This is a genomic window from Pseudoalteromonas sp. SG45-1, assembly GCF_014164135.1.
GTDB lineage: Bacteria > Pseudomonadota > Gammaproteobacteria > Enterobacterales > Alteromonadaceae > Pseudoalteromonas > Pseudoalteromonas distincta.
On the sequence record NZ_JACJEP010000067.1, the window covers coordinates 1 to 926 of the forward strand.

The window sequence follows — 926 nt, forward strand, 5'->3', positions numbered from 1 at the left end:
AAACCGCACGTAAACGTTGGTACAATCGGCCACGTTGACCACGGTAAAACTACACTAACTGCAGCAATCACTAACGTACTTGCAAAAGTATACGGCGGTGTTGCTAAAGATTTCGCATCAATCGATAACGCTCCAGAAGAGCGCGAACGTGGTATCACTATTTCAACGTCTCACGTTGAATACGATACACCTACACGTCACTACGCACACGTAGATTGTCCTGGTCACGCCGATTATGTTAAAAACATGATCACTGGTGCTGCTCAAATGGACGGCGCGATCTTAGTAGTTGCTGCGACAGATGGCCCTATGCCACAAACGCGTGAGCACATCCTTCTTTCTCGTCAGGTTGGCGTTCCTTACATCATCGTATTCATGAACAAATGTGACATGGTTGATGACGAAGAGCTACTTGAACTAGTAGAAATGGAAGTTCGTGAACTTCTTTCTGAATACGATTTCCCAGGTGATGACTTACCTCTAATCGCTGGTTCTGCGCTTAAAGCGTTAGAAGGCGAGAAAGAGTGGGAAGATAAGATTGTTGAGCTTGCAAACGCACTTGATTCTTACATCCCAGAGCCAGAGCGTGACATCGATAAGCCATTCATCATGCCTATCGAAGACGTTTTCTCAATCCAGGGTCGTGGTACTGTTGTAACTGGTCGTGTTGAAGCTGGTATCATCCGCATCAATGACGAAGTAGAAATTGTTGGTATCAATGATACAACTCGTTCTACTTGTACTGGTGTTGAAATGTTCCGTAAGCTTCTTGACGAAGGTCGTGCTGGCGAAAACATCGGCGCACTTCTACGTGGTACTAAGCGTGAAGACGTTGAACGTGGTCAAGTACTAGCTAAGCCTGGTTCAATCAACCCACATACTACATTCACTTCAGAAGTATACGTACTTTCTAAAGATGAAGGTGG

1 protein-coding gene is annotated in these 926 nt (G+C 45.2%); it reads left to right on the forward strand.

What is annotated here, in order from left to right:
• Positions 1-926: elongation factor Tu (gene tuf / locus H5117_RS20390; RefSeq protein ID WP_182739022.1), on the forward strand; the 926-nt coding region annotated here is incomplete at both ends.